We start from the raw sequence: 23,056 nt of genomic DNA on the forward strand, positions 1-23,056 counted from the left end.
CGGGTGCGACCTCAAGGTCCAGTGCAGGGCGCCGTTTGCGATGGTAAAAAGGGAGGGGGCCACGGCGGAGTGACGAGCCGGACGGGCAACTTCCAGGGAACAAGAGATCCGGAGCAAGGCAAGATGGCATTAGAGGCGAAATTTTCACTGGCTTCGGCGGTCTACGAGAAGATTCTGGAAGCGATCATCGAAGGCCAGTATCCGGTCAATGAGAAGTTGCCCACCGAGGCGCAGCTGTGCCGTCGCTATGAAGTCTCTCGTCCGGTGCTGCGCGATGCCCTGGCCCGACTCAAGGAGGATGAGCTGGTGGTGTCCCGGCGCGGCTCCGGCAGCTTTGTCATTCGTCAGCCTGACAGCGCGGTGCTCAAGTTTGCGCCTATCTCAAGCATTGCCGACATTCAGCGCTGCTTTGAGTTTCGCACCAACGTCGAAGCGCGGGCAGCACATCTGGCGGCGTTGCGACGCACCCAGGAACAGCTCGACCAGATTCGTCGCTGCTACGACATCATCGATGAGGCCAATGCTCGCCACGATCTGGCTACCGACGAAGACTATCGCTTCCATCTGGCGATTACCGAAGCGGCCAGCAACCACTACTACACCACCGTATTGAAGTCGCTCAACGAGAGTATCAAGGAAGGGATGAACCTGACTCGTGGGCTGTCACTGATGGCGTCGCAGGCGCGCCTGCGACTGGTACAGGACGAACATCTGGCCATCGTCGACGCCATCGCCGCCAAGGATGGAGAGGCTGCTGAAGCCGCCATGCGCGCCCATATCGACAATGCCCGACATCGGATGTTTGAAGGCACGCGTTAGCCACTCGTCTGGCGTGCGCCTGGCAGGCTCCATGGAATCGATGAACCCTCAGAGCCGGCTATCGCCAGAATGTCCACCAGCGACGCTCCTTGCCCGTTGGGCGCCGGACGTGCAGGGCATCGATGAAGGGATTGATGTCGTGAGTCAGGGTGAGAAAGGCCCGATCCACCGCAGCGCTCCCATATTGCGCTTCCAATTCGGCCCACCTGGCCTCTGGCAGCACGCTGAAGGCCAGGGTATCGCTGCCTTCCGATTCCCATACCATTCTGATGCTGTAGTCAGGGGCCATCAGTTCGTTGATCGTCATCAACGTGATGTGCCGGTCCCCCGGTGACTGGGTCAGCGGCACTGCCCGTGACCGTTCTGCGTAGGTGATGGTCAGCACGTCGTCGATCCAGTGGGAGCCCAGCATACCGGTGTGGGCGACGGCCTCGCAGTAGTCAGCCAGCACGGCGTCGTTATCTCGCCAGTCGACCCAGAAGACCTCTTTGTCATCGGCCAGCAGAAGATCAAAGATATCATCGGTCGGTTCAGCGATGAGTTTCTCTACCAGGTCCATGGGATGCCTCCATGTCAGAGAGGGGCTGGTGATCGCAGGCTGGAGATTGTCGAGGCCGGCAGAGGTCAGGCGACGAGAACGGGTGAGTGTCGATGTTTCCTGCTGCATGAGAGGAGAGTGATACTCGAGTCTACCGCCGGGCAGGGGCGATAGAGCAAGCTTGGGAGCGACATCTGGGTGTTTCCGCATAATTCCTGCGAACGTTGCCAGGGTGGCTTCAGATGTTGGCTCCCGCTAGGTTTATCTGGGGACGAGACAAGTATCTGGCTGGGTAGCGAGTGCTGAATCCCGAGGCGAGTGTCGGCACTGCGTCGATAAAGAAGGCTCCGCCGGGAGACTGCTGCGGGACGGAGCCTTGTATGGATTGCGGACGGGCCTAGAGCCAACCGAACAGCAGCGGGTCCAGCAAGCCTTGCGGGTAGGTCAGGGTGAGGAAGGTTGCCATGCTGACCAGGAATCCCGTCACCCCCATGGCCATCAGCAGGGCCAACCACCACCGCAGCTTGGCAATAGCCAGCAGGAAGACCAGAGTGAACAGCGTGGCGGTGGTGATAAAGCCGATCGAGAGCATGGCACCGACCAGCGCAAAGAACCCGATGAGCCAGACGCTTTCACGCTCCAGACCTTGCTGCTGCCAGCGGGGACGGCGAATCACGCTGCGCGCCACTTCCGCCAGACAGGCCACGGCCATGATGGCGATGGCCAGGCGGGGCATGATGCCGCCGATGAGTGACAGCTCGGAGACGTTGATCCAGGCGCTGGCCGCCAGGACCAGCAGGGCCACCAGCAGGATGATGTCGATGATGCCGAGCTGGTGCGGCGCCACGTCGTCGTTGGTCTGGGTAGCAGCGGCCCCGACAGACATGGCCTGGCGGCGTTTCTTGACGCCGGCACCAATGATCGGGATGAACAGCGCAGCCAGGATCATGGCGCCGATGATCAGCACACCGGGACGCAGGAAGGCGTCAGCACCCTGAAACTGTACCGCCTGGTAGAAGTAGGCCTCAGCCCCTGGGGCGAGGACGAAGCCGATCAGGAAGGCGGGGCGTGACCAGTTGGCGCGCTTGAACAGCACGCCGATGACGCCGATGGCACCCAGCGCCAACAGATCACCGGTGGCTCGCGTCGCCTGGAAGGCGGCGAAGATGATGAGCACGGTGATCAAGGGGGCCAGGGTGGCGAAGGGCACCCGGGTCAGGTTGGCCACCGGGCGTGCCAGGAGCAAGCACATGGCGGCGCCAAGGATGTTGGCAAGGGCCAGTGACCAGATGATGGTGTACGTCAGATCAAGATGGGTCTCGATCATGCCAACGCCAGGTTGCAGGCCCAGCAGCAAGAGACCGCCGAGAAACACGGCGGCAGTGCCCGAGCCCGGTACCCCGAACAGCAGTGTTGGTACCATGGCGCCGCAGGCGCAGGCGTTGTTGGCGGATTCCGGGGCGATGACGCCACGAATGTCGCCCTTGCCAAATGCGGACTTGTCCTTGGCGGTCTGGACCGCATGACCATAGGTCAGCCAGTCGACGACAGAGCCCGCCAGGCCAGGAATGGTGCCCACCAGACTGCCGATGGCGGCGCAGCGGGCGACCAGGCCACGCTGTTGGCCAACATCCTGGATGCCGCGGCGCCAGCCTTCACCAAGGCGGCAGGGCTTTTCGGCGATAGCGCCACGTTTGACCAGCAGGTCGATGATCTCGGGCAGGGCGAAGATGCCCAGGCCGACAACGACCAGAGGCAGGCCATCAAACAGGTAATCGATGTCCAGATTGAGACGAAACTCACCGGTGGCCGGGGCCATGCCGATACCGCCTACCAGCAGGCCGAGCCCGCAGGCGGCAAGCCCCTTGAACAGATCTGCGCCTGACAGCACCGCCACCATGGACAGGCCAAGCAGCGTCAGCATGAACAGCTCTGATGACGAGAAGGACAGTACCAGCGGGCGGGCGATCAGGATAAATCCGGTCAGCACCACCGCACCAATCAGGCCACCGATCATGGAGGACAGGAAGGCGCTGGACAGGGCCCGGGCTGCCTGGCCCTTCTTGGCCAACGAGAAACCGTCGATAACGGTGGCTTGAGAAGCGCTGGAGCCAGGGATGCCGAGCAGCACGGAGGCAAAGGTGTCGCCAGTCGGGATGACGGCGACCAGTCCCATCAGCATGCCCAGTGCCACCGTAGGCTCCATGCCGTAGAGGAAAGGGAGCAGCAGGGACATGCCAGCGATGCCCCCGAGTCCGGGAATGATGCCGACGATCAGGCCGACCATCACCCCCAGCAGCATGAACAGCATATGGGACAGGGTGAACAACTGTCCCAGGCTGGAGAGGAAGATATCAAGCATGGCGTTGGACTCTCGTATTGTCGTAGCGCTGGGGCGTGCCCCCAGCGCTGTTATCGTCACGTTGTTGTGGTCGATCTGTAAGCCGAGCGGTGAGCCGAGCTCCTTTCGGCAGTCCTAATGGAGAAGCTGCTGTTAGTCGCTGATAGCGCCGGAGTCCGCTGGTATCTGGAGGAGGACTGCGCGGCGCTTGGGCCATTCAGATCTGGGCGTTGTGTTTTTCCTTCAGCCAGTGGGTGAGCCACTCACGGGTCGCATCATCAATGCTCATGGCGTCTTCCAGGTGGCGCTGGATGACCTCGCCGACCACCGGATCATAGGGTCCCAGCTGAGCTTCAGCGTCCTGCTTGAAGGCGTCGGTAGCGATGAACTCGAGTGCTGCGTCACGATAGGTCTCGATCAGGTCTGCCGGGGTGTCCTTGGGGACCACAATCAGCTTCTGCAGCGCGTAGCCCGAGGCGAAGAACTTGCGAAAGGCTTCGTAGGCAGGGCCTGTTGGCGCTTCGCCGTGGCGGGCGGCGTAGACTTCATTGAAGGTGGGCAGGTCGGGGAAGGCGGGGTCACGTACGATCTCGCCTTCATCGTTAAGCAGCCCCAACGAAAACAGCGGGACCGCCTTGCCGGACTCCACCAGCGGCAGGACGTTGCTCAAGTAGGCTGAACTGGTTTGAAAGTCGATGTCGGCCTCACCTCGCTCGAAGGCCAGTCGACCTTCGCCACGGCTGCGCATGCCGAATACGGCCTGGACGTCGGCGCCCAGCAGATCCAGAGCGATCAGTACTGGCAGTTCCAGGCCGGTCGGGTTCTGGGCGGCGATCTTGACCTGCTGGTCGAGCATCGCATCAATAATGGCGTCGGCGTCTTCGCCGAGACTCGGCTGGCCGTAAACCACGCCGCCAGTAGGCGTGGCCAGGATCGGCGTCCATTCCTGGTAGTCGTAGCGAACACGGCGGTCACCCAGCATGGCCGGGTACTGAGTCGATGCAGAGGTGCCTAGCCAGTGGGAGCCATCCGTCTTGGCACGCATGGCGAACAGGTTGGCTCCGTTGATCGAGCCTCCACCTGGGACGTTATCAATCATGATGGTGGGTTCGCCGGGCAGGTAATCGCTGAGCCAGGGCGCGAAGAAGCGAGCCCACACGTCGGTGCCGCCACCGACGCCAAAAGGCACTGTCCATTTGATGTTGCCAGGAACATCGGCGTCATCTGCGTGGGCCGTGCCGCAGAGCGTCGCAGCGGACACCGCGAGGCCTAGCAGGGTGGCGCGGGCCATGCCGCGAAGCCGAAAGACTGAGGGTGATGACGTCGAGGAAGACGGCTGCGACGAGACGTTCTGTAGCGAGAAGTGCTGGAGCGAGAGGTGCTGTAAAGAGACAAGCTTTGGCTTGGTCATGGCGTGGTTCCTTCTGTGTTGTCGTTATCAGGGGCCTGCCGTTGTCGGCAGTGCCCGTAGCGCTGACATCATCGTCATGCGACGAGGCCAGAGCGGGACCGGGTTGAGTCGGATCAATCGGGCAGGGCGTAGAACAGGGTGCCGGCCATGATCTTGCGCGCGGTTCGGATCAGCGAGGCGCGCGCGATGTCGGTGGCGTTGCTGCCGCGGTGTTCGACTTCCAGATCAATGAAGCCCGATGGGTGTTCGATACTGACCCGGGAGGCCAGCTCGTTGGCTTCCAGTGATCCCGCGCCAACGGCGATCAGATTCGCTACGGTTCCCGGCACGCTGACTGACGACGCGACGGCGATGGCGCCGGTCACGGCGATGGCCTTATGGCAGCGATGGGGCACGAAATAGCGGGCGCACAGGGTGCGTCCCTGTTCCAGTGCAGGGGACACCAGCACCGGCTTTGGCAGCACGCTCTGGCTGACATCGCCCAGGCCCATCAGCTCGCCGGCGTGTCGGCGGAGGCGCTCTATACGCGCCAGCAGCTGACGGTTCGCGTCCAGCTGGTCAGGGGACTCGTGCCCCGTCAGCCCCAGCTCTTCCGCTCTGATCATGATGATGGGCGTCGCTGCGTCGAGGCAGCTCACGGCGACGCCATCGATCAGATCCACCACATTGCCGGTGGGGAGAAGGCCACAGGTCTTGGTCCCGACGATATCAAGAAAGCTCAGTTGAATGGCCGACGAGGTCCCGGGAACGCCGCTGATACGGGTGTCGCCATCGTAGAGAACCTGGCCGCCCTGGGTCGGAACATGGCACTCGATCAAGCGCTGCGTATTCAGGTTGCGCACCCTTACCAGCGTGAAATCCTGCTGCGGTTCCACCAGGCCGGACTCAATCGCGTAGGGCCCCACCGCCGACAGCATGTTGCCGCAGTTGGGATTGAAGTCGACGCGGTGATTGAGCACGTCGACCTGGGCAAACAGGTAGTCCACGTCGGCATCGGGATGCGCCGAGCGCTCAACGATGGCGACCTTGCTGGTCAGTGGGTCGCCACCCCCTATGCCATCGATCTGTAGGGCATGACCGGATCCCATCAGGCTGATCAGGATATCTGCCCGAGCCTTCTCATCCTCGGGAAGGTCTGACATGCGCAGGAAGGGGCCTCTGGAAGTGCCGCCTCGCATGATCATGCAGGGGATGCTGTTCATCATGGTGATGTCACGTCGTTGTTGGAGGTCATGACAGCAGCTTGTCACCAGGCATTTGATGCTTCAAATGCAAAGAGCTTTATGTATCAATGCGAAAGCCGGATTAATGCGCTATGGTTATCAGTGGATCACCGATCATGCAAGAGTAGAGATATGCTGCACAGGCTGGAATTTCTTGATCTACAAGCGTTTATTCAAGTCGCCGAGCTGGGGTCGTTCCACGAAGCGGCACAGCGTCTGCACCTCTCGCAGCCTGCGCTCTCGCGGCGAATTCAGAAACTCGAGGAGTTGCTGGAGGTCAGCCTGCTGGAGCGCACCACGCGGCGTACTCGCCTGACGGCCATTGGCGCGGACTTCCTGCCGAGGGCTAGACGCATGATCGAGGAGTACGAGTCCTCGATTCTCGGCATTCGCGAGCTGGCCACCCACCAGACCGGCACGGTCACGATTGCCTGTCTACCGACCGCCGCGTTCTACTTCTTGCCGAGTGTGATTCGTGAGTTCAGCGAGGCCTGGCCGGGTATTCGGATTCGCATACTCGACGTCAGCGCCAATGAAGGGCTGGAGAAGGTTATCAGTGGTGAGGCGGACTTCGGCATCAACATGTTCAGCGCTCAACGCCCTGAAGTGTCGTTTACGCAGCTACTGAGAGACCCCTTCGTACTGGCGCTGCGATCGGATCATCCGCTGGCCGCCAAGACGCAGATCGCCTGGGCCGACCTGGAGCAGGTAAGGCTGATCACCGTCAGTCGCGATAGCGGCAACCGCACCCTGCTGGACAGTGCCATGTCAGCCGAAGGCATCCACCTCAACAGCTTTTACGAGGTGCAGCATCTATCGACGTCGCTGGGGCTGGTGGAGTCTGGATTGGGGGTGGCGATACTGCCGCGCATGACCATGCCGGGCCCGGACCACGAGATCTTGTGTTCGCGCGAACTGCCCGAGCCACGCATTCTGCGCACCATCGGCCTGGTGCGCAGCAATCTGCATAGTATTTCGGGGACTGCCCAGCTGTTTATCGACCTGCTGCTGGAGAAGTGGACGCATCAAGGCTGAGTATGGTCAAGGTGCTGGCTAATGAGCGGCAGCTTCTTGTTGATTCCCCTGTCGACCACGCCTGGTACAAGACCATTGAGCGCGTCGAACAGGCGCTCGGCTGCCCCCAGGCGCCTGCGCTGTTGGCCGCTTTTCAGTTGCGCGACGATGGCATCGGCAACGGCCTCGGGGGTGTCGACCGCATTGCCGAGGGAGGCGTTCATTGCCTCGGCCGTCTTGTCGTTCATGCTGGTGCGGGTGGCCCTTGGAGCCAGGTACTGGACGCGCACCGAGGTGGCTGCCAGCTCTCGCCCCAGTGCCTCGGTGAATCCCTTGAGCCCGGCCTTGCTGGCGCAGTAGGCGGCGTATCCCGGATGGCCGATGTGGCCAAGTAACGAGCCCACGAAGTAAAGCGTCGCGGCCGGTTGTTCAAGGAAAAGAGGTAGCAGCGTGTGGGTCAGCAGAAGGGTCGACGTCAGGTTGGTGTTCAGGATGTCGGCGATGTTCTGTTGTGGGTGGTGCTGAAACCACCCCAGGTGATTGATGCCGGCCAACTGTATCAGCGTCGAGGGTCGCTGCTCCAAGGGCGTTTCCTGCAGCCAGGAAAGTACCCGTTGGCGCCCGGCGGGAAGGGTAAGGTCGACCTCGCCCAGTAGCCGGTGCCGGGGCAGGTCGCCACCTAGCTGTTTGACTAGCGCGCGCAGCTTGCCGGTATCTCTACCCACCAGCCAGAGGGTGGCTCCCTCCTCATCAAGTTGGCGGGCAAGCGCTGAGCCGATGCCACCTGAAGCCCCCGTGAGCAGCACCCGTTGATTGCACAAGGTGCTCATGGTGCGTCCTCGCAAACCTGGCCCTGCCAGTGTGTGGCGTCCTGGAGCGCCGCTTCATGCACGGCGCCATAGAGACGATAGAAGGCCTTCGCCGCATGGATGATGTGGGCCTGTTCATCTGGCGACGTCAGCGTGTCCATCAGCTTGGCAAAGAAGGCCATGTGCGAGACATCGAGCTCACCGTGGGAGAACAGATAATGGAAGGCATCGTCGCCGAGCCCCAGACTGTCGCGGATGGCACGGCCTGCCTGACTGGCAGCCGATGTGCTGGTGCCTTCCAGTACGAGCACCATGCCAAACATGGTGAGGGGATGGCGTCTGCGAATGCTGTCGTAGGCGTAGGCGACCATCAGCTCGGTCTCGTGTAGCGGCGGCCGTGAGCGAGCTACCTCGCGATCAATGCCGGTCGCCTCAAGATCATCGAGAATCCACTGCTCGTGGCCCTTCTCTTCCTCGATGTAGTCGGTAAGCGCATTGGCTAGCGCCTGATAGCGATGATGTCCTAGCGCTGGTGCGTACCGGCTAAGCTCGCTGCCACAGGCCATCATCAAGGTGACGGTGTGGCTGACATGGTGATAGGCCTGGGCCAGGAAAGCACGGTATTCCCCCAGGCTAAGTTCACCCGCCAGGCCTCGCGTGACCAGTGCTCCGTTCATCAGCCTTTGCCGCTCGCCCTGGGTGGCGTCAAGCAGCGCCTGATAGAAGCCCGGCTGGGCACCGGTGTCTGGCAGGGGGGTTGCCGGGGCAGGTACTGCGTGCATGGGGTTATTCATCGGATGGCCTTCCTGGCTGTCGGGTAACACGTTGAGGGGAGAAGCGGTAGAGCGGTTCAACAAGGGAGTTGGTGACGCTATCTGCGCTGTCGCCAGGCATTGAGTGCAAGGGATCGCATGGAGTTTGCTCTGGCGGGGGCGCTTCACAGAAGGTTTGCTCCGCCAGGCGCTGCATATCGCGATGCCTGCGCAGGCGAACACTGTCACGGCGCAGTCGGCCGTTGCTGGTCAGTTCGTGACTGGCTTCTGACAGTGGCGTGGGTAGCCCGGGCAGCGCGGCGGTCAACGCTGCCCAGCCGCGGATCCTGGCGTAATCTGGTAGCCGTTGGTTGAGTGAGGCGATGGCCGAATCGATGGCCGTCGTATCGACCTGGCAGGATGACAGAGAGATCAGCGCCAGTAGGCCTGGCAGGCCATCGCCAAAGACAAAGGCTCGGTCGATACCGGCAAGGGTTGCCAGTTCGGCCTCTATCCACTCGGGGCTGAGGTTGCGTCCCGTCGACAGGATGATGACATTGCGTTGACGTCCGCTAAGGTACCAATGCCCGCCATGGCGCTGCTCACCCAGATCACCGCTGGGCCAGGGCACATCCATTGGGCCAGGCCCTGTATCAGTCGCCTCGCCCAGATAGCCGAGCATGCGTGGGCCATGCACGAGTAACTGCCCCGATGGGTCTGTGGTGATATCACGTCCTTTCAGCGGGCGCCCGACGCGGCCATCCTGGGGTTCATCGGGGCGACTCAAGCAAACCACCGAGCCCATTTCGGACATCCCGTAGCCCTGTGCGACGGGCAGCTTCAGCGCTTTGGCATCGGCAAGCAGTACCGGAGGTACATGGTCACCGCCTACGGCAACCAGGTTCAGCGATGTCATCCATGGGGCGTCGTCTTCTTGTCGAGCTATCTGGCACAGAGCCGCCAACAGGGCGGGGACGAGGATCAAGCTGTCGGGTTGGCGACCGGCTAGCCAGCGCTGCCAGTGGGGGCACGATAGGTTGCCACTGCCCTCGAGACCGGTCACCTGAGGAGGGTCGATGATCACTTCTGCCCCTCTCCAAAGCGCGTACAGAGCCCCTGCCAGATGCTCAAGAAGCACCGCCAATGGCAGCACGACGCCATGTCGTGTCAGCTCAATGCCCTGCAATCGGTCGTCCAGTCCGAGTAGCACCGACTCAAGGTGGGGGCCCGATAGACAAACGCCTTTCGGGGTACCCGTGGTGCCGGAGGTGAAGGTGATCAAGCGTGTTTCCGCGGGCATTGGAGCGGGAATGCTGGCCCGCTGAAACAGGGCCACGTCGGGTTCGACGCCGATGCCGTGGGGCGGTTGCTGTTCAGGTAAGAGCCCGCGGTCGAAGACCGGCAGTAGGCGAGCGTCGACCCAGCGGTCAAGTGAACTGCCGTCGGTGATCAGGATGCCATCCAGGCCCGTGGTGGAGAGCAGGTGGGTCACCTGATCATCGCTGAAGAAGGAGGGTATCGGGGTGACAGGTAATCCTGCGCGCCAAGCCGCCAGTTGAGCGACCAGCCAGGAGGGGGAGTTGTGGCCGGCAATACCGATATGACGAACGCCTGTCTGGGCAAGCTGCTGTGCCAATGCGGTGACGCTATCGTGCAACTGGCGGGCATCCAGCGCCACCAGTTTGCCGCTGGCAGTAGCGCCTCGCAGGCTCGCTGAACGTGGCGCGAGGGTCGCCCGTTGTTCCAGCCGCTTCAGCAGGTTATCCATGGCAATGGAACTCCGGAGCTGGCACTGGCGGCAGCGCCGGAGTAGGCGTCACGGCGTGGGCGGGTAGCCGAGGGGCACTGGACAAGAGCATGTTGCCCATTGGCGTCGAGCGCATGCTCAGCGCGACCTGCAGAGGCCGAATGACCACGACCCTCGGGTCCCCCTCGTAGTAGCGTCCCCAGTTCTCGGTGGCAGGCAAGCAGTGGCGGCGAGCGCTGCCAAGAGGCGTTAGCGCAATGCCCAGGCGCCCGAGACCATTCCTGACGTCACGCGACGCAGTGACGACCAGCCAGTCGATGTTCAACTGTTCCAGTACGAGGACCAGAGCCAGCATCAGGCGTCGGCCAGCCCCGGGGGAGGCACTCGACAGGGCGCCCACTTCCATGATGGTGTGACGCGTCGGGGCCGACGTGGCCAACCCCTGGGAGGCTAGCACCTGGTCGACGGGGGCCGTCAGGTAGCGCTCTACCATCAAGCTGCCCTCATCCGCCCGCTTCAGCCCGGTGGTCGCCAGCAGCTCACCGCTGTCAGCGTAGAGGGCCAGCAGGCGAGCATACTGGTGGCGGACGACAGCATTGTGCCGACGTTGGAAGGCGGTGCTCACCAGGTGGGCTGCCTCCTGGCTGTGCTGGCCGGAAAGCCAGGCCAACGTCTTGGCCGAGGCGCAGGCAGCAGGGACCGTGACACCCACCGCGATGTTTGTCGGCGGTGTGGCTGTGGGGCCCTGGTGTTGGTCTAGCGCGGGCCTGAAGAGGGCCTGCCTCGAGGCTGGGAGTGGTGTGGCCATGTCATCGCGTCCATGGGGAAAGGCATGGCCATCACTGTAGGTGTCGAAGCTTATCGAAAGCTTAATCTTCCTTGTCGAACTGTTGCGAATCGCCTTTTGGCAGCGCAGTGCTGACCCTGGGCCATCGTTCTGCTGGCCCGGGGCAAGAAAGGGTGGTCATCTCACGCGTCGAGTAGACGTCGTACCTCCGCGATGGCGGTGGCACTTTTCAGTAGCGACAGGGCCTGTTCCATGTCCTGATGCAGCGGCCGACTTTCGTCATAGTGATCGATACGCTCTCTGACCAGGCGCCGTGTGAGCTCGGCTCCCAGGCCAAAGCCCGTGTTCGGAATCAAGTCCAATGCCTGCACGGCCAGTAACAGCTCGATACTGAGCACGCGAAGAGCGCCTTCCAGCGCCTGGTCGAGCTTGAGGGCGGCGCTGTCGCCGAAACTAAGGTGATCTTCCTGCAGGCCAGAGGTGAGATAGTTATCGACCGATGCGGGCAGAGCCAGCCGCTTGACCTCTGCCGCCAGCGACGCTGTCGTGTACTGGGCAATCATCAGTCCGGACTTCACTCCGCTGTCACGCGTGAGAAAGGCGGGAAGCTCGCTGGCCTGGGGAGTGACCAGGCGATAGCTTCGACGCTCCGAGATCGATGCCCACTCACACACCGCCATGGCGAGGCTGTCACAGGCCAGGGCGACCGGCGCCCCATGAGGATTGGCCTGTGACACGATTCTGGCATGGGTGCCTTCGTCGATCACCAGAGGGTTGTCGGTAGCTGCGCTGATCTCTCCGTCGACCAGGCGTATCGCGTGCTCAAGCTGTTCTCGGCAACTGCCATGGACCTGGGGCATGGCCCGCAGGCTGAGCGCATCCTGCAGGTGGTGGCCCTGACACTGCTGCAGGTGCTGGCTGTCGGCTAGCAGTCGCCGTAAGTTGGCGCCACTGCGCACCACGCCAGGCTGACCCTTCAGCGCCAGCACCTCAGGCGTGAAGGCAGCCTGCTGGCCTGACAGCGCCTCGAAACTGGCAGCGCCGATGGCGTCGGCCCAGTCGGCAAGCACATGGGCATCGTCCAGGGCGATACAGGCAAGCCCTGTCATCGCGGCGGTGCCATTGACCAGACTGAGCCCATCCTTGGGACCCAGCACGACGGGTGTCAGCGCATGCTGAGCGAGCACGTCGCTGGCGGGGCGTCGTTCACCGGCATGGTCGACCTCACCGACGCCCAGCAAGGCCAGACCAATATGGGCCATGTGTGTGAGGTAGCCCACGGACCCCCGGCCTGGCACCACCGGGGTGATCCCCATATTAAGAAATGCCAGCAGTCCCTGGACAATGCCCGGGCTGATGCCCGAATGCCCATGGCTCCAGTTGATGACAGCGCAGCACATGATGGCACGGACCTGTTCGACCCGCAGGGGGGCTCCGACTCCGCAGGCGTGGCTCATCAGGGTATTGCGCGACAGGTCACTCAGTTGCTGGCGATCCAGCACCACGTCACACAGCGCTCCCAGGCCGGTGTTGATGCCATAGTAGGGGGTGCTGGCATCCGCCATCTGCTCCACCACCTGGCGGGCCCGCTCGATGCGTGCCCAGCGACCCTCATCCAGCGTCAGCTCGCGTCCTTGGCGGGCGACGGCGATGACATCCAGCCAGCCGGGGGCTACGTCTGAGACTACTATCGGGTTACTCATTCACGCCTCCCGTCACCGGCTGAGAGACCTCGGCCGGCTGCTTGGCAGCACCCTGGGGGGGGCGAGTCATGAAGGTTCGCACGGCGCTGATCAATATCAGCACGAACAGGAAGACCACGGTAAAGCCTCCCGCTGCGGCAAGATACTTGATGCCATCGACGCCTTGGGCGCCTCCGCCGAAGGCCACCATCACATAGGCGATAGCCGCGATCGACAGGCCCCACAGAATCTTCTGCTGCTTGGGCGACTCCTCGTCTGCGGACATGTTGCTGGTGCAGATGGTCGCGATGGTCGATGACATGGAGTCTGCCGCCGTTGCAAATGAAATGACCAGGGTGAAAATCGCCAGCGGTACCAGCAGGCTGGCCATGGGCAGGTGCTGGAGGAAGCCCCACAGTCCGGATACCGCGCCACTGTCATTGATGATGCTGATCAGATCCAGCGTTCCATCCATCTGCCATTTGAGGGCGGACCCACCCCAGATGGCAAACCAGACCAGGCCGAAGACAGAGGGCAGAATCCAGTTGATGATGAGGAACTCCCTGAGCGTTCTGCCGTAGGAGATACGGGCCAGAAACAGTCCCATGAGGGGGGCGTAGGCGATCCAGATCGACCAGTCATACATCGTCCACCAGGTGACCAGCGCTTCGCCACCAGACTCCTTGGTATCGAAAGCCCAAAGAAAGAAGTTGTCTGCCCAGTAGCCGAGGCTTGTCACCGACAGGCTCAGAATATAGTTGAGTGGCCCGACAATGATCAGAATCGCGACGAAGGCATAGAAGATATAGGCGTTGATCGATGACAGCACGCGGATGCCGCGTTTCAATCCCGAGACAGCGGAGGTGATGAAGATCGCCGAGATGGCAATCGTCAGCACCAGCCAGGTCATGGCGTTGGATTCGATGCCGTACTGTGCTTCGATGCCTGAGCTGATCAATGCCAGACCTGCGCCAAGAGAAGAGGCCAGGCCGAGCGCGATGGCCAGAACGGAATTGATATCGATCAGGGACCTTACCCAGATCTTGCTGCCGTGCCTGCCCAGTACGGGGCTGACGGTTGAGGAGATCGAGAAGCGTTCTCTGCGGTTAAAGTGCATGTAGCCGATCATCAGCCCCACGATGGAATAAAGTGCGTAGGGAATGAATGACCAGTTGTGGAAGCTTCTTGCCAAGGCAAAGATGGCGGCCTCGCCACTGCCGGGAGCGAAGCTCTGGTGACTGATTTCGCCGTAGATGTTGCCTAGATAGATGATCGGTTCATTGACGGAGTAAGTGACGACCCCCGTGGCAATCCCTCCCGTCAGCGCCATGGCGAAGGTGGCAGCGAAGGAAAAGGTAGGCGTTGCATCCTTGCCACCCAGCCGAATATCACCGGCCCGGGAGAAGAAGATGAAGCCCGACACCACCAGGGCCGTTACGGCAATCAGCTGATACAGCCAGCCAAAGTCAGACAGGGAGATGTAGAAGACCCCTTTGGCAACATCGACCAGCATGTCGTTGTTGATGAGGCCAGTGGCCACGGCCACCATGATGATGGAAAAGGTGGGTATGAAGACGGCTTTTCTTAGCGGCCTTCTGCTGGAGGCGGACATATTCTTGTTCTCCACGGGTGATGGCGTTACCAGGTGGCGCAGTGGATCAGCATTGTCGGGTGTTGTCATCGGCCGATCTCACAGATGCGTGTGGCAGGCTTAGGGAAACGCTGCACCGATGCCTGAGCGGAGGTGCTCAGCGCTTCCTTGGCGAACCGCTGATGCGGTCCGTCAATCCGTCATAATGTATATACAATAAAGATCGAAAAGGCTAGAGCCGAGTGAGCTGGCGATCACGTCAGCTCCCTTTCATGATGAAAGATAGATCACTCTTATATTAATTTATTTTTGATAAACAATACGTTGAATATCCTTCTAAGCGTCGATCCGATAATGGGTAGTACCAAAGTAGGGGGTGGTAACAAGGTAGACGAGAGGGTCAGGATAGAGGGGGAGAATGGGCGAGAGTCACAGCGGGAAGGCAAGCAAAGCCCAAGGCCGTGCAGGTCGAAAGACGTCGCTTAAATGTGTATACATTTGATTGGTGAAGGGGCCGGGGCGCGATAGGGTTGTCGCGGCGTGTGCCAGGATGGCAAATCAGGGTAGGCCCTTTCATCTGCTTGATACTCGCTGTCTTGTTCCGGGCAAGGTGATGGGCTAAGGTCGAGATCGCATGACACGGGGTGTCCTGGCTGAGCCAGGGCTGAGAAATACCCGTCGAACCTGATCCAGTTCATACCGGCGAAGGGATGTCAGCGCAGTCGTCTGTCCCTGGCTCGACGTGCGTTCCCCGCCTCGACCAAGGACTCATCGCATGACCGCTCCCGATACCTCTTCTGTTGTCGACCCCGTTGCGCCTGATATCTCCGCTCAAATTGTGCTGATTACCGGCGCAGGGCGTGGTCTGGGCGCTCACCTGGCGCGCGCCTTCCTGCGAGAAGGCGCTCGCGTGGTGGTCAACTACCGCTGCAGCGAAGAAGGCGCCCGGGCGCTAGTCGCTGATTACCCGGAACATGCCTTGGCCGTCGCTGCGGATGTGTGCGATCGGGATGGCGTGGAGGCCATGTTGGCGAGGGCCAGTGAGGGCTTCGGTGGGCCTGTGACTACCTTGGTCAACAATGCGCTGCCGGACTTTGCATTCAATGGGGACGCACGGCCTGGGCCTGACTCGCTGAGCTGGGAGCATCTGGACCATCAACTTCAGGGTGTGGTGCGTGGTGCGCTCAACACGGTGCAGGCAGCGCTTCCCGGCATGCGCGAGGCGGGTGTCGGGCGTGTCATCAATATTGGTACCAACCTGTTCCAGAACCCGGTGGTGCCGTATCACGACTACACCGCGGCCAAGGCGGCGCTGCTGTCGCTGACGCGTACGCTGGCGCAGGATCTCGGCCCAGACAATATCAGCGTCAATATGGTGTCCGGCGGCTTGCTGCGCACGACGGACGCTTCCAGGGCCACACCAGACGCGGTGTTTGACCTCATCGCCGCCAACACACCGCTGCGACGGGTGACCACCCCGCAAGAGTTTGCAGACGCGGTACTGCTGTTGGCTTCCCCGTGGGCCAGGGCCATCACCGGGCAGAATCTGATTGTCGATGGCGGACTGGTGAAAGGCTGATGACCTCTATGCACTTGAATCTCTTCATCCTGGGCTGCGGTCATCACAAGGCGGCCTGGCGACACCCTGATTCCAGCGTCGAGCGATTGGCGGATATCGCCTACTACGAAGAGCTGGCCAAGCTTGCCGAACGCGGTCGCCTGGATGCGGTTTTCTTTGCCGATGGCCATGCCGCGGGCAATGTCGCAGACGGTCCGCTGTGGACCTTGGAGCCGCTGACAATGCTTGCCGCGATGGCGCGTGCCACACAGCATATCGGCCTGATCTCGACCGTCTCCAGTACCTTCTATACGCCCTTTCATGCGGCTCGCATGCTGGCATCGCTGGACCATATCTCGGGCGGACGGCTTGGGTGGAACCTGGTGACGTCAATGTTCGACAGCGAGGCGCGCAATCATGGCCTGGAAGGTATGCCGGGCCACGCGCAGCGCTACGCTAGAGCGGAAGAGTTTGCCAATACCGTGCTGGCGCTGTGGGACTCCTGGAGCGATGGCGCGCTGCTGCGAGATCGCCACGGCGATTATGCGGATGCTGCTCTAGTGCAACCGATTCATCACCGCGGCGAGCATTTTCTGGTCGATGGCCCCTTGACGGTGCCTCGCTCGCCACAGGGCCATCCCGTGCTATTTCAGGCGGGGGCATCAGAACAGGGGCGAGACCTGGCGGCACGCTATGCCGAAGCCATTTACGCGGTGGCCTACGACCTGCCATCGGCCCAGGCTTACTGCGGTGACCTCAAGGCGAGGGTAAAAGCCGCAGGCCGTTCAAGGGTGGCGATCATGCCGGGGCTTGTGACCTACGTCGGGTCTACCGAGGAAGAGGCCCGACGCAAGCAGCGTGAACTTGACGAGTTGCTGCCGGTAGAGGCCTCGCGACGACAGTTGAGCCAGTTTATCGGCCAGGACGTCAGTCACTGGGAGCTGGATGCGCCCGTGCCCGCGCTGCCGCCGCTGGAGGCTTTTACGGGTCCGAAAGGACGCTATGCCACCATCCTGCGCATTATCGAGAGCGAACGGCCAACCCTGAGACAGCTAATGGGGCGGCTCGCCGCCGGAGGTGGGCACTGCACGATGGTCGGCACGCCGGAGGGAATTGCCGATGAGATGCAGCGCTGGGTCGAACAGGGTGGGGCCGAAGGCTTTAACCTGATGCCACCCTCACTGCCTCAGGGCATCGAGGACTTCGTCGAGCAGGTCGTGCCGGAATTGCAGCGACGTGGGGTCTTCCGCCGGGAATATGAGGGCAAGACGCTGCGCGACCATCTTGGATTGTCACGCCCCAGCTGCTGAGCTGGCGTCTTGTTCACACTGCTGCTAGGCATGACAGCCTCTACAGACATCCGCCATAACAGCGGGGGAGCTCGCCCCGCCGTTATGGTTTCGGTTCAGTGGCGTCGGTTTGATTGCCTTAGGGAAACACTGCATAAATTACTGCGCTCGATATCTCGGCTGCTGGCGGTGCTCAAGATCCTCATTTAACCGCATGTAAACTCCGGTCTTTCCGCTCCGGCAGCTACCGACCTGTCATCGCTCGAAACATTTATTCAGCGTTTCCTTAGTTCTGGAAGCGTCTCACCAGGCCGCTCATTCGGTCGAAGTCGTAGCTCTCCCGAGATGGCATCAGCTTCATCAGGACGAGAGATACCAGCACCGGAACAAAGGCAGCCAGCAGGAAGGATTCCAGTAGCGTCGCGGTGCCACCGTTAGGCGAGGGGAACATCCACAGTCCGGCCAGCAGACCTGCTGCGGTACTGATCACAGCATTGCGACCGTGATAGCGGCGGTTGAACAGGCCGAAAAACACCGGAAAGGCTGCGGCAGAGCACAGCAGGTCTGCCAGCAGGAACAGGTAGAGGACGCTGTAGCCCTGCGCAGCGACCCACGTCACTGGTATTGCAGCGACGACGATGAGCCAGCGCGCCATTCTCATCAAGGCCGCCTCACTGGCCTGGGGCAGCAGCCTGTGCATGTCGACGGCGATAATGCTGGAGGTGGCATTGATCGTTGTGTCGGCGCTACTCATTACCAGCGCAAGGCCAAGAGGAATCAGGGCCAAGGCAAACCACAGCGGCACGTCGGACAACAATACGCTGAACAGAGCGACGGAGCCGTCTCCCTCAAGTCCCAGGCCGATGAACGCCAGACCGAACAAACCCATGAGCACGATGACCGGGAAGTTGAAGAGTCCCGCGATCCAAAAGCCACGCCTGAGCACGCGAGTATCCCGGGCCGCATAGATCCTCTGCCAGGTTCCTTGGTAGAACAGACCCGTTAGCATCACCGCGAGAAAGAAGGTCAGGCCAGCGCGCAGGCCGCCAGCATCGGTGATATCCAGCAGTTGCGGAGCACGCTCGTGCAGCCCCTCGAGCGTCGGAGCAACGCCACCCGCCGCCTGCCAGCCAAACATGAGCAAGAGAGCCAGCAGTGGCAGGATCACCAGCATCTGCACCTTGTCAGTGAAGATGGTGGTGCGCAGGCCGCCGTAAAAGGTGTAGAGCAGGGTAGCGACCATCACCACGCTGGCGGTCAGCCAGAGGGGGATTGGGGCCAGCAGGGTCACCATGTGGGCGATGGCGGTCAGCCCTGCAGCCAGAGAGATAAACAGGTAGAACAGCATAATCGCCAGGGTGAAGGCATACATCGTGCGGCCGTAGCGGTGGATCACGAACTCGGTCAGGCCGTGGCCTTCGGGAATCAGCTCCCGCATGCGTCGACCAAGAGGAATCATCATCAGGCGAGGCACCATGGAGCCGAGCGCGTAGCCAATGACCGCCGCGATACCGCCCCAGGTGGCAGCCTGGGCCGGTCCAAACAGGATCCAGGTGCCCAGTGTGGTGGCAATCAACGTCAGCACCGTGGCACGAGTGTTTTGGCTGTTACGTGCGGAGATGTAGTCATCAAGGCCGCCCCGACGGCGTCGGGCGTAGAGCAGGCCTGGAATGGCAAAGATGGCAGCGCACAGCAGCAGCCACAGCGCCGTCCAGAGAGGGTCGAGCATCATCGAGAGAAACCTCTTTCTTATCGTTGTCCGCAGGGACCAGTGGACATCGGGACGGACGGCGGGCAGGAAGAAAGAGGGAGTGCGGCAACCATCCTTCCCTTCGCCGGCATGACCCGGATCAGGTTCAAAGGGTTACCGCGCAATGCGGAATCTCAGCCCCGTACTATGGCCTTGGTGCGATACAGCGCTGTCGCGGCGCTGTCACGACCTGTATGGCCAGTAGGGCTCCCCTAGGAAGAGGTCCAGACTAGGGCCGGCTCGCGGGGCTGTCAATTGCAGAAAGGTAGGGCGCTCGTTGCGGAAGCATCGCGCCGCTAACGCCCCTCGAGTGACAGTGTTTGGCAGGCCCGATCCAGCCAGTGGGTCGTCTCCGAGAGCCTGGGGTGGGGGTTGTTGTTGCAGTCGAAGCAACCCGAGCTCTTCGCCACCTCTGCCAGCGACGTATCAGAGGTAGCGTTCAGCACGAGGGTGCGCCGATGCCCTCCGCCGCCGGCAAGAAAGTGGGCAGCTTCAGCGTGCTGGACTTCCATGGGAAAGGACAGGTCTGACATGGGAAAGGACAGGCCTGACGTGGGAGTGTCTGGTGAGACAGTGTCCTCGGCAAGCGCAGTGCCTGGCTGGCCTCTGCACCAGATGACTTCGAATCCCCTCTGATGGGCATGCAGGCCAATGCGATGTACGTCCCTGATCTGCCCAGCCATTACCAGGCGCAGCGCAGGTTGGACCAGCAGCGCAAGCAGCTGATCGCATTGCTGTACCAGTGGCTCATGTTGCTCGGCACGCCTCAGTCGGGCGGGGGAGCCATTTAAGTTGATAAGGCGAACCAGCGAAGGTTGTCCGAGCAGCGTCGCGTGCAGGACTTCCAGATGGGTCTGTGTCGGGCTGTCCGGCAGCAGTAGTTCCGCGACGTGGTCGCGACCCTGGCTGACATGGACTGTCGTCAGGGGGGAGTGATGGACGTCGGCGTGCTGGCGCTGGTCCTTAAACGGATGCGGTAGTCGATAGGCGTTGCCGTCGTCGTCAACCGGCTCCGCTTGAGTGGTCTGCATACGGTAATCCACAAGACCGTAAGCGCTGCCCAGTTGAGTCACCAGCCAGGCGGCATGTCCTTGGTACGTGAGCGAGAGAGCTCTCTCGATCGCCATCAAGTTCTGGTAATACATGGCATTCGCCTCTTGAGCACCGTGAGCGAACGTGCTGTCCACGCAGCGTGGAAAATTCTGATGCATTCAACCATACAAACAGCCAAATTCATGAGCAGGCCAGAAGGATGCTTGTGCGTCCTATCACGTCAGGGGAACGACCAGGAGAGCCAGCATGGACCAGTATGCCTGGGTGCGAGAAGCATTGACGCTTGCCGGGACGGTACTCGTCAGGGTGTCGCCAGCGGCGGTGGTGCTAGACGTGGCCGGCGATTGTGCGTCGGTGTTGGGAGGATCTCGCGATGAGGTTGTCGGACGTTCGTTGTCGGAGCTGCAGGGGCACTCCGCCAGGCTTGCAGAAGCCATGGCGGGTGCGGGCAGGCAGTGGGATGAGCAGGGAAGGGGGCAAAGCCGTAGCTCGGCTTACGTGATGCTGCCTGATGGCAGCATGGTGCTGCGTCTGCCGATGCAGCAACGACCTGACCATGGTGTAGTGGCTCGGCTAGCGGATCATCTTCCAGTCATGGTGGCCTATGTGGATCGAGACCTGTGCTTTCGCTTCAACAATCAGGCATATCAGGACTTCATTGGCCTTACGTCGTCTGAATTGGCAGGTCAGCCAGTGGCATCGGTGCTCGACGCCTCCTCCTATGCGAAGATTCAGCCGCGCTTCGCGCGTGCCCTGGCGGGGGTAGAGGTCAGCTACGAGGATTCACTGGTATTGCAGGACGGCAGGAGAGCATTTTTCAAGGTGAACTACTTGCCGGATATCGTGGATGACGGTGTCGCCGGCTTCTACGCCATCATTCAGGACGTCTCTGAATACCGATCGATGATTCAGCTGCTACGGGATGTGCACACCGGCGTTAACCGCACGGATATCGAGACGTCCGAGATTGTCGACATGCTGCTGCGAGATGCCCTTGTTTACCTGGGCCTGGACATCGCGCTGGTCAGCGAGGTGGTGGGTGAGCAGTACAGCGTGCGCTGGGCGGCCAGTGATGGGGCGCCGGTAGGTCCTGGGGATACCTTTCCTCTGGGGGATACGTATTGCCGTCTTACCCTTGATGCGTGTGACGTCTTTGCTACCCATCATGCCAGGTGTGATGAGCGTGTCAGCGGGCACCCCTGTTACCAGGCGTTTCAGTTGGAAACCTATATTGGTGCGCCCATTTGGATAGAGGGCTCCGTCTGGGGAACGCTTAATTTTTCCAGCGCTAGACCTCGTCGCCAGCCCTTTTCAGAGGTTGATATTGAGCTGGTGCGTCTGCTGACCGGTGCAGTAGAGCGAGTGATTACCAACGAACTGGACGTAGCGCGAATCAAGAGGGAGCGCGACGAGCTGGAAGATCAAGCATTGCGTGACCCGCTCACGGGCTTGCCCAATCGGGCGCAGCTCGATCGCTATGTCGACGAACTTATAGAGGAGTGCACTTCACGGGGGACGGGCTTTGCCCTGGCCGTGCTGGACATCGACTTCTTCAAGCAAGTGAATGACCACTATGGGCATGTGGTAGGAGACCAGGTCTTGGTGTGGCTCGGTCAGGCCGTTGAGCAGTGTCTGCGTGATGGTGACCTGGTGGCCCGTACCGGAGGCGAGGAGTTCGTTATCGTCATGCGTCATGCCGCATTGGAGGAGGCCATGAGCGCGGCGCAGCGTGTATGCCAGGCCATCAGCCAGAGCCAGATCGAACTTGCAGACGGTCAGCAGTTGAACATCACCATCAGCATGGGCGTCGGTGCGTACACCAAGGGGGAGACATTTACGTCGCTATTTGAGCGCGTGGATCAAGAGCTGTACGCCGCAAAACACGCCGGACGCAACCGGGTATGTGGCAAGCGTCATATGGCCTAAACAGAGGCTGGTCTTTGGATGGTCTTTGGATGGTCTTTGGATGGTCTTCGCTTTCGGCGCGCTAGTGCTCGTTCCCTGCAAGGTGTCTTGCGAGGCGTCTTGCGAGGTCTCTTGCCAGGTGTAGTGGCGTGAAGGCCTTGGCGATGCCAGGGCCTTTTGCGTGCTGATGCCTTGCGACGGTGTATGGATGTGGCAATGACGGCGACTAAAGGTGGGTCCCCGCGAACGTTATGGCGAGGACATAACAGAGCCGTCATGCGCTGATGAGTTTTTTTGATTCAGGCTATTGCCAAGCTGCCTCGAGATCCGTAAAGTACGCATCCGCTGCCGGCGACGAGCAAACGTCACAGGCGGTGAAGAGTGGTAAAAGTAGTTGATTTGAAAAGGCTTTTTGAAGCTTCTCGGAAAAATCACTGCTTGACGAGCAACGAGAAATCGGTAAAATGCTCGCCACTTGATCGGGGTCGCCGACAGGGCATCGAAAGATGCACTGAGGCACGCTTCGCTCTCTTTTGAAGTCTGCAAGCATCGCTTGCGGGACGCAAAAGAAAGCGCTTGACGAAACGCTTCGATTCTGTAGAATGCGCCTTCCTCGCAGGGTGCTGGGCAAAGCGCTCGGCAATAGCGAGGCGCTCATTGAACTCACCAGAGTCAAGAGCACGCTCTTTAAAAATTGATCAGGTAATTCATGTGGGCGCTTGCCGATGAGTCAGTGACAATGTCACTGAAATATCAAGGCAAGCGACTCGTCAAACGAGACGTTTGA

17 protein-coding genes and 2 riboswitches are annotated in these 23,056 nt (G+C 61.1%); of the genes, 5 read left to right on the top strand and 12 right to left on the bottom strand.

The genetic code is table 11. The features are described from left to right. The first annotated feature begins 69 nt into the window (after positions 1 to 69). Positions 70 to 819 (top strand): FadR/GntR family transcriptional regulator, encoded by a 750-nt coding sequence (locus KUV45_RS15500; RefSeq protein WP_308126717.1) that lies wholly within the window; start codon positions 70 to 72, stop codon positions 817 to 819. 58 nt (positions 820 to 877) lie between these two features. On the opposite strand, the gene KUV45_RS15505 is transcribed toward KUV45_RS15500, so the two are convergent. The 4 genes from KUV45_RS15505 to KUV45_RS15520 form a co-directional block, all read right to left on the bottom strand. Beyond that, positions 878 to 1,378 (bottom strand): hypothetical protein, encoded by a 501-nt coding sequence (locus tag KUV45_RS15505; RefSeq protein ID WP_222162073.1) that lies wholly within the window; start codon positions 1,376 to 1,378, stop codon positions 878 to 880. A 376-nt stretch (positions 1,379 to 1,754) separates the two neighbouring features. Next, positions 1,755 to 3,719 (bottom strand): tripartite tricarboxylate transporter permease, encoded by a 1,965-nt coding sequence (locus KUV45_RS15510; RefSeq protein WP_222162074.1) that lies wholly within the window; start codon positions 3,717 to 3,719, stop codon positions 1,755 to 1,757. A 196-nt stretch (positions 3,720 to 3,915) separates the two neighbouring features. Beyond that, positions 3,916 to 5,109: a tripartite tricarboxylate transporter substrate binding protein gene (locus tag KUV45_RS15515; protein WP_224851772.1), complete on the bottom strand. Its 1,194-nt coding sequence runs from the start codon at positions 5,107 to 5,109 to the stop codon at positions 3,916 to 3,918. Positions 5,110 to 5,222: 113 nt separating this feature from the next. Then, entirely contained in the window at positions 5,223 to 6,314 is a 1,092-nt protein-coding gene (locus tag KUV45_RS15520; RefSeq protein WP_222162075.1) for a 4-oxalomesaconate tautomerase, read from the bottom strand. A gap of 150 nt (positions 6,315 to 6,464) precedes the next feature. Between KUV45_RS15520 and KUV45_RS15525 the strand changes: the two genes are divergently transcribed. Then, positions 6,465 to 7,367, top strand: a complete 903-nt coding sequence (locus tag KUV45_RS15525; protein ID WP_222162076.1) for a LysR family transcriptional regulator — start codon at positions 6,465 to 6,467, stop codon at positions 7,365 to 7,367. On the opposite strand, the gene KUV45_RS15530 is transcribed toward KUV45_RS15525, so the two are convergent. The 6 genes from KUV45_RS15530 to KUV45_RS15555 all read right to left on the bottom strand — a co-directional run bounded on the left by KUV45_RS15530 (position 7,358) and on the right by KUV45_RS15555 (position 14,804). Then, positions 7,358 to 8,176 (bottom strand): SDR family oxidoreductase, encoded by an 819-nt coding sequence (locus KUV45_RS15530; RefSeq protein WP_222162077.1) that lies wholly within the window; start codon positions 8,174 to 8,176, stop codon positions 7,358 to 7,360. The two genes, KUV45_RS15525 and KUV45_RS15530, sit on opposite strands and share 10 nt — an antisense overlap. Continuing rightward, positions 8,173 to 8,949, bottom strand: a complete 777-nt coding sequence (locus tag KUV45_RS15535; protein ID WP_224851770.1) for a TenA family transcriptional regulator — start codon at positions 8,947 to 8,949, stop codon at positions 8,173 to 8,175. The genes KUV45_RS15530 and KUV45_RS15535 overlap by 4 nt, the downstream gene beginning before the upstream one ends. Further along, positions 8,942 to 10,675 carry an AMP-binding protein gene (locus KUV45_RS15540; RefSeq protein ID WP_222162078.1) on the bottom strand — a complete coding sequence of 578 codons (1,734 nt, stop codon included), beginning with the start codon at positions 10,673 to 10,675 and terminating at the stop codon, positions 8,942 to 8,944. Before KUV45_RS15540 ends, KUV45_RS15535 begins: the two co-directional genes overlap by 8 nt. Next, a complete protein-coding gene (locus tag KUV45_RS15545; protein ID WP_224851769.1) occupies positions 10,668 to 11,462 on the bottom strand; it encodes a thermostable hemolysin in 795 nt (264 codons plus the stop codon). Before KUV45_RS15545 ends, KUV45_RS15540 begins: the two co-directional genes overlap by 8 nt. Positions 11,463 to 11,623: 161 nt before the next feature. Then, positions 11,624 to 13,144 (bottom strand): histidine ammonia-lyase, encoded by a 1,521-nt coding sequence (hutH, locus tag KUV45_RS15550; RefSeq protein WP_222162080.1) that lies wholly within the window; start codon positions 13,142 to 13,144, stop codon positions 11,624 to 11,626. Next, positions 13,137 to 14,804: a BCCT family transporter gene (locus KUV45_RS15555; protein WP_224851767.1), complete on the bottom strand. Its 1,668-nt coding sequence runs from the start codon at positions 14,802 to 14,804 to the stop codon at positions 13,137 to 13,139. The genes hutH and KUV45_RS15555 overlap by 8 nt, the downstream gene beginning before the upstream one ends. Before the next feature lie 540 nt (positions 14,805 to 15,344). Further along, a riboswitch (TPP riboswitch) is annotated at positions 15,345 to 15,442 on the top strand. A 47-nt stretch (positions 15,443 to 15,489) separates the two neighbouring features. Between KUV45_RS15555 and KUV45_RS15560 the strand changes: the two genes are divergently transcribed. Next, positions 15,490 to 16,293: a 3-oxoacyl-ACP reductase gene (locus tag KUV45_RS15560; protein ID WP_222162081.1), complete on the top strand. Its 804-nt coding sequence runs from the start codon at positions 15,490 to 15,492 to the stop codon at positions 16,291 to 16,293. After that, the gene (locus tag KUV45_RS15565; protein WP_224851764.1) at positions 16,293 to 17,582 is read left to right on the top strand and encodes an LLM class flavin-dependent oxidoreductase; all 1,290 of its coding nucleotides are present in this window, start codon (positions 16,293 to 16,295) and stop codon (positions 17,580 to 17,582) included. Before KUV45_RS15560 ends, KUV45_RS15565 begins: the two co-directional genes overlap by 1 nt. 265 nt (positions 17,583 to 17,847) lie before the next feature. On the opposite strand, the gene KUV45_RS15570 is transcribed toward KUV45_RS15565, so the two are convergent. After that, positions 17,848 to 19,293 (bottom strand): sodium:solute symporter family protein, encoded by a 1,446-nt coding sequence (locus tag KUV45_RS15570; RefSeq protein ID WP_222162082.1) that lies wholly within the window; start codon positions 19,291 to 19,293, stop codon positions 17,848 to 17,850. A gap of 78 nt (positions 19,294 to 19,371) precedes the next feature. Then, positions 19,372 to 19,535: riboswitch (TPP riboswitch) on the bottom strand. A gap of 72 nt (positions 19,536 to 19,607) precedes the next feature. Beyond that, the gene (locus KUV45_RS15575) at positions 19,608 to 20,456 is read right to left on the bottom strand and encodes a hypothetical protein (protein ID WP_222162083.1); all 849 of its coding nucleotides are present in this window, start codon (positions 20,454 to 20,456) and stop codon (positions 19,608 to 19,610) included. A 154-nt stretch (positions 20,457 to 20,610) separates the two neighbouring features. Between KUV45_RS15575 and KUV45_RS15580 the strand changes: the two genes are divergently transcribed. After that, entirely contained in the window at positions 20,611 to 22,290 is a 1,680-nt protein-coding gene (locus tag KUV45_RS15580) for a diguanylate cyclase (protein WP_222162084.1), read from the top strand. Positions 22,291 to 23,056 lie beyond the last annotated feature (766 nt).

Source organism: Halomonas sp. DP3Y7-2 (genome assembly GCF_019800795.1).
Taxonomy (GTDB): Bacteria; Pseudomonadota; Gammaproteobacteria; order Pseudomonadales; family Halomonadaceae; genus Halomonas; species Halomonas litopenaei_A.